General features: G+C 75.0%; 5 protein-coding genes. 4 read left to right on the top strand and 1 reads right to left on the bottom strand.

Annotated features, from left to right (window positions below; all coding sequences use genetic code 11):
• The 3 genes from AB0447_RS16185 to AB0447_RS16175 all read left to right on the top strand — a co-directional run.
• A partial coding sequence (locus tag AB0447_RS16185) for an SPFH domain-containing protein (protein ID WP_366477301.1) occupies positions 1 to 1081 on the top strand: 1081 nt, incomplete at its 5' end.
• A gap of 188 nt (positions 1082 to 1269) precedes the next feature.
• The gene (locus AB0447_RS16180; RefSeq protein WP_366477300.1) at positions 1270 to 1878 is read left to right on the top strand and encodes a lytic polysaccharide monooxygenase; all 609 of its coding nucleotides are present in this window, start codon (positions 1270 to 1272) and stop codon (positions 1876 to 1878) included.
• A 25-nt stretch (positions 1879 to 1903) separates the two neighbouring features.
• Positions 1904 to 3613 (top strand): AMP-binding protein, encoded by a 1710-nt coding sequence (locus AB0447_RS16175; RefSeq protein WP_366477299.1) that lies wholly within the window; start codon positions 1904 to 1906, stop codon positions 3611 to 3613.
• Positions 3614 to 3723: 110 nt separating this feature from the next.
• Here the strand turns inward: AB0447_RS16175 and AB0447_RS16170 are convergent, their stop codons facing one another.
• Positions 3724 to 4581, bottom strand: coding sequence for a DMT family transporter (locus tag AB0447_RS16170; RefSeq protein WP_366477298.1), 858 nt, complete (start codon positions 4579 to 4581; stop codon positions 3724 to 3726).
• 336 nt (positions 4582 to 4917) lie between these two features.
• Between AB0447_RS16170 and AB0447_RS16165 the strand changes: the two genes are divergently transcribed.
• Positions 4918 to 5970: an AI-2E family transporter gene (locus tag AB0447_RS16165; RefSeq protein WP_366477428.1), complete on the top strand. Its 1053-nt coding sequence runs from the start codon at positions 4918 to 4920 to the stop codon at positions 5968 to 5970.
• Positions 5971 to 6236 lie beyond the last annotated feature (266 nt).

The following is a 6236-nucleotide window of genomic DNA, read 5'->3' as shown; positions in this document are numbered from 1 at the left end:
CCTGTCGAACGGCCAGCCGACGGGCCAGCTGAACGGCCAGCCGATGGGCCAGTCGAACGGCCAGCCCCCGACCCAGGCCCAGGCCCCGGCCACGGGACACCCCCGGCCCCGGGCACAGACGCACACCGCCGCCGTACCGTCCCGGCGCCCCCGGTCGGCCGTCCCCGCCGGGCGGCGGGTGCCGCGCGGGGACGAGCGGTTGCGGGAGCAGCGTGGGCCGGTGCTGCCCGGGTGGGCCGGTGCGGGCATCGGTGGGCTGGCGCTCGCCGGATGTGCCGCCGTGCTGTGGCGGGCCGGCGCGCTGCCCGACACCCTCGTCGCCGCGTTCGGCGCGACGCCCCGCGACTACCTGGGCCTCCGCGCCCAGCACTGGCCCCCGCTCGCCTTCCTCGGCATCGTCGCGCTGCTCGCCCTCGGCGGCCTGGGCCGCGGCAAGACCGGCCACGCCTGGGTGCTGACCCTGTTCGGCCGGTACCGGGGGACCGTGCGCCGGACCGGCCTGGTGTGGGTCAGCCCGCTGCTGCTGCGCAGGCGGGTCGACGTACGGCTGCGGCACTGGCGGAGCGATCCGCTGCCCGCCGTGGATTCCGGCGGTCTCGCCCTGCAGGTGGTGGTCCAGGTCGTCTGGCAGGTCCGGGACACCGCCCGTGCCGCGCTCGCCGTCGCCGACCACACCGAATACCTCGCCGAGCAGGTCGAGTCGGCCCTGGCCCGGGTGCTGTCCCAGCTGCCGGCCGACGCCTTCCACGAGGACGCCCCGACGCTGCGCGACGCCGAGGCGGTGGGCGACGCGCTGACCAGGATGCTCGCGGCGGAGACCGAGGCCGTCGGGATCGAGGTGTTCTCCGCGCAGCCGACCCGGATCGAGTACGCGGCGGAGGTCGCGGCCGCGATGCGGCGCCGCCGGATCGCCGCGATCGACGCCAAGCACCGGGACAGCGTGCTCACTTCGGTGGTGGACGCGGTGGACGACACCGTGCACCGGCTGACCTCGCGCGGTCTGGTCGAGCTCGACGACTACGAGCGCAAGGCGCTGGTCAAGGACCTCACCGTCGCCTTCTACACCGGGCGGGGGGAGTGAGCGGGGGAGTGACCCGGGGGCGGCCGGTGCACCGTCGGCGGCACGGTGGTTGACACGGCGCGGACCGTTGGTCCATTGGTCTGGACATGGCCAACTGCCGTCAATAATCTGGGACTTGGTCTAGACCTGAAATCCAATCCCCACGCGTGCGCACGCTCACAGAACTCCCCCCACGTTCAAGGAGCATCATGCGTAACACCCGTACCGCCAGACGGGCCGGCGCCGCCGCGCTCGGCCTCGGCCTCATAGCCGGGGCCTCCCTCCTCCTCGCCCCCTCCGCCACCAGCCACGGCTACACCGACACCCCCATCAGCCGGCAGAAGCTCTGCGCCAACAAGACCGTCGCCAACTGCGGCCAGATCCAGTGGGAGCCGCAGAGCGTCGAAGGGCTCAAGGGCTTCCCGGCCGCCGGGCCCGCCGACGGAAGGATCTGCGCCGGCGGGAACGCCCAGTTCGCCGAACTCGACGACCCCCGCGGTGGCGCCTGGCCCACCACCCGCCTCACCAGCGGGCAGAACCTCACCTTCCGCTGGCAGTTCACGGCCAACCACTCCACCACCGACTTCAAGTACTTCGTCACCAGGAACGGCTGGGACCCCACCAAGCCCCTCACCCGCGCCGCCCTGGAGTCCCAGCCCTTCCTCACCATCGCCTACAACGGCGCCAGGCCGCCCATGACCTTCACGCACCAGGGGCAGCTGCCCAGCGGCAAGACCGGCCGGCACCTGATCCTCGCCGTCTGGACCATCAACGACACCGCGAACGCCTTCTACGCCTGCTCGGACGTTCAGTTCTGACGGCTCGTCAGTTACTGTCCCGCGCATGGGGACAGGAAAACCCGAGACCGTAGCGGAGCTCGTCGCGCGCCAATGGGGCAACCACCGGCCCGGGCTGAGGTACGGAGACACCGTCCTCAGCCACCACCGGACCGCCCAGGAAGCCTCCGCCCGCGCCGCGCTCCTCGCCGACCTGCTCCCGAAGGGCGCGGAACCGCACCTCGGCGTGTTGCTCGACAACACACCCGAGTTTCCGTTCTGGCTCGGCGCGGCGGCCCTCGCCGGGGCCGCCGTGGCCGGCGTCAACCCCACCCGCCGCGGCCCCGAACTGGCCCGCGACATCCTGCACACCGACTGCCGGATCCTGGTCACGGAACGCACCCACCTGCCCCTGCTCGACGGCCTCGACCTGCCCGGCGTACGGATCCTGGTCACCGACGGCGAGGAGTACGCCGACCTCCTCGCCCCGTACGCCGGCGCGAAACCGGGCGAGGCTACCGTTCAGGGCGGGGCCACCGTTCGGGGCGGGGCCAAGGGCCGCGCCCCCGGCCCCGGCGACCGGCTGCTGCTCTACTTCACCTCCGGATCCACCGGCGCGCCCAAGGCCGCCATCTGCACCCAGGGCCGGCTCGCCGCCGCCGGCGACTCCCTCGCCCGCCGCTTCTCGGTCACCCCGGACGACGTCCACTACATCTGCATGCCGATGTTCCACGGCAACGCCGTGATCGCGGACTGGCTGCCCGCCCTGGCCGCCGGCGCCTCCGTGGCCCTCCGCCGCCGCTTCTCCGCCACCGCGTTCCTGGACGACGTACGCGCCCACGGCGCCACCTACTTCACCTACGTCGGGCGGGCCATCCAGTACCTGCTCGCCACCCCGCCCCGGCCGGACGACCGGGACAACCCGCTCCGGCTCGGCTTCGGCACCGAGGCGGGCGCGGTCGACGCCGCCCGGTTCGCCGAGCGGTTCGGAGTACCGCTGGTCGAGGGCTACGGCGCGACCGAAGGCGGCGCCTCCGTCCAGCGCGGCCCCGGCACCCCGCCGGGCGCCCTCGGGCGCGCCGCACCCGGCGACGACCTGGCCGTCATCGACCCGGACACCGGCACCGAATGCCCGCCGGCCCGACTGGACCCGGCGGGCCGGCTGCTCAACGGCGACGAGGCCATCGGCGAACTCGTCAACCGGGGCCGCAGCCTCTTCGAGGGCTACTGGCGCAACCCGGACGCGGAGGCCGCACGCACCCGGGACGGCTGGTACTGGACCGGGGACCTCTTCTTCCGCGACGCCGAAGGCTTCCTCTACTTCGCGGGCCGGACGGACGACCGGCTCCGGGTCGACAGCGAGAACCTGGCCGCAGCGATGATCGAGGACATCCTCGCCCGGTGGCCGGACGCGGCCGCGGTCGCCGTGTACGCCGTCCCCGACGAGGTCGCCGGAGACCAGGTGATGGCCGCCCTCGCCCTCCACCGGGACCGGGAGTTCGACCCGGCCGCCTTCGCCGCGTTCCTGGCCGCCCAGCCCGACCTCGGCACCAAGATGGCCCCGCGCTACGTCCGCATCGTCCCGGCCATGCCGGTCACCGCGACCAACAAGGTCCACCGGGTCGCCCTGCGCCGGGCCGGCTTCCGCTGCGCACCCGACCCGGTCTGGCACCGCCCGCCCGGCGCCCCCGCCTACACCCCGCTCGACGCGGACGCCCAGGCCGCCCTGCTCGCCGCGTACACGGCGCACGGCCGCGCCGAACTCCTGTCCCGCTGAGAAAGATCCGGGCTTCGCGCCGGGGCGGCTGTCAGGCCGTGGCCTCATGCGGCGGCCGGGTCCTCCGTACGGACCAGGGCGAGGACGCCCGCCGCTGTCAGGCCGGGGCCTCACGCGGTGGCCGGGTCCTCCGTACGGACCAGGGCGAGGACGCCCGCCGCGACCAGCGCCACCCCCACCAGCTGCGGCACCAGCCACCAGCCCGTCCGCACGTGCTCCTCGTACAGCAGCACCCCCAGCACCAGTCCCGTCCCCGCGTCCCCCAGCGTCAGCGCCGGCTGGGACGCGACCAGCGGACCGCCCTGCATGGCGTGCTCGAACAGCAGCAGCGCGGCGATGCCGGTCACCACCAGCCCGTACGTCGGCCAGCCGGTGAGCAGCGCGCCCCACCCGCCGTCGTCGAAGTCGTGCACCGCCGACTTCATCAGCGCTGCCGTCAGGGCGTAGCAGAGGGCGGTGGCCAGCCCGAGGCACGCCGCACGGGTGCGGCCCGGCGGGCGGCGCAGGCCGGCCGCGGTCAGCGCCAGCACCGCGCCGCCGCCGGCCGCCAGCGTGGGAATCCACCGGTCCAGCGGTACGTCCGTACGGTTCCCGGTGGGCGCCAAGGCCACCAGCGCCACGCCCAGCCCGCCCACCACGCCCGCAACCGCCCACCACTGCACCGCAGTCAGCGGCTGCCGGGCGAACAGCGACGCGATCAGCAGCGCCAGCGGCAGCTCCAGCACGAACAGCGGCTGGACGAGCGCCAGCGGGCCGGTCGCCAGCGCCACCGCCTGGCCCGCCCCGGCCGCGATGACCGCGAGGATCCCCACCAGCCACACCGGGCGCCGCAGCAGATCGAGGATCAGCCCGGGCCGGAACCCGGCGCTCTGCGGCACGGTCAACGCGGCCCGCCGCTGCAGCACCGTGGCCAGCGCATTGCTGCACGCGGCGAACAGCGCGGCAAGGACCGGCACGACGAACCCCATGCGCCGATCCTCACCGCGCCCGGGGCCCACCGCACGCCGGGGCGGGCCGGCCCGGTCCGGCGAGCGTGCGCCGTGTGCCGACCACTTGCCGGGTGGGCGGCCTGGTTCGGGCGAGCACGTGCTCCGGACCGTGGCGGCCGTACGGCGGGGTGGCTGGCCTGGTTCGGGCGGACACGCGCTCCGGATCGTGCCGGCCGCTCGCCGGGTGGGCGGCCTGGTTCGGGCGAGCACGTGCTCCGGACCGTGGCGGCCGCACGGCGGGGTGGGCCAGCCCGGTTGGGCGAACATGGGGTTCGGACCGTGGCCCGGCCCGTCGGCGGTGGTACGGGGAAGGGCATGCAGCCCCGGCCACCACACGTCTCCCCGCTGCTCCGTACGGCCGCAGCCCACGCATGGCGGCTGCTCGTCGTCGGCGCGGCCGTCTACGCGGCCTTCGCCGTCCTGGGCCGCTTCCACGAGATCGGGGTCGGGATCTTCCTCGGCCTCGTCGTCACCGCGCTGCTGCGGCCGGTCGCCGACCTGGTGACCCGGGGCGGAGTACCGCGCGGGCTCGCGGTCGCCCTCACCCTGCTCGGCGGCATCGCACTGGTCCTGGGCATCCTGGCATTGGTCGGCGAGGCGGTGGCCGGCGAGCGCACCACCCTGATCCGGGAGTTCCGCGACGGCCTGAACCGCATCGAGGAGTGGCTGGAGCGGCCCCCGTTCCGGCTGAGCCCGGACGTGCTCTCCGACGTCGAGTCCCGGACCGGCGCGTTCCTCTCCAGCCACCGCTCGACGCTGCTCAGCACCGCCGTCAGCGGCGCGAGCCGCCTGGTGCACGTCCTGACCGCACTGGCGCTGGCCCTGTTCACCGCCGTCTTCTTCATCCACTCGGGGCACCGCCACTGGTCCTGGTTCTGCGACCAGCTGCCCGGGCCGGCGCGCGGCCGGTGGGAGACGGCGGGCCGGGCCGCGTGGCGCACGTTCACCGGCTACACCCACGGCATCGTTCTGGTGGCGGCCACCAACGCGGTACTGGTGGGGGTGGCCCTGTACTTCCTCGGCGTGCCGCTCGCCGTGCCGCTGGCCCTGCTGGAGTTCTTCGCCGCGTTCATCCCGCTGATCGGGTCGCCGGTCGCGCTGGCGGTGGCCGCGGTGGTCGCACTGGCGGCGAAGGGGCCGGTGGTGGCGGCGATCGTGATCGCGCTGATCGTGGTGATCGGGCAGATCGAGGGGCATTTGCTGCACCCGCTGGTGATGAGCTGGGCCGTGCGGCTGCATCCACTGGTGGTGGCGATCTCGGTCTTGGCGGGGGCGACGGCGGCGGGGGTGGTGGGGGCGGTTGTGGCGGTCCCGCTGGTCTCGGTCCTCTGGTCCGTCCACCGGACCCTCCGCCCTCCGCCCCCTTGACCTCCCACCACCGGCGAGGCCGTACCTGCCCCTGCGGCGCCGCCGGGCAGGACCGGACCGGCCCCTGCCGGTGCTCCGGCGCGGCCCCGCTGCCGGGGTCCGGCCCGCGGGGGTGCGGAGCCCCGCCACTTGGCCCCGCCGGGCGGTACCCCCAGCCCCGCCGGCGTTTGAGGCGCGGGGTCTGGGGCGGAGCCCCAGTTCGGGAAGGGGCGGGTAGGGGAGAGGCTCCGCGCAGCGGCCGCCCGGTCCGGTGCGGCGCCGTTGCC

The sequence above is a fragment of the Streptomyces sp. NPDC051211 genome (assembly GCF_040689505.1).
Taxonomy (GTDB): domain Bacteria; phylum Actinomycetota; class Actinomycetes; order Streptomycetales; family Streptomycetaceae; genus Streptomyces.
The sequence above is the reverse complement of the archived record's forward strand: the minus strand, read 5'-3'. Positions and strand labels throughout refer to the sequence as shown.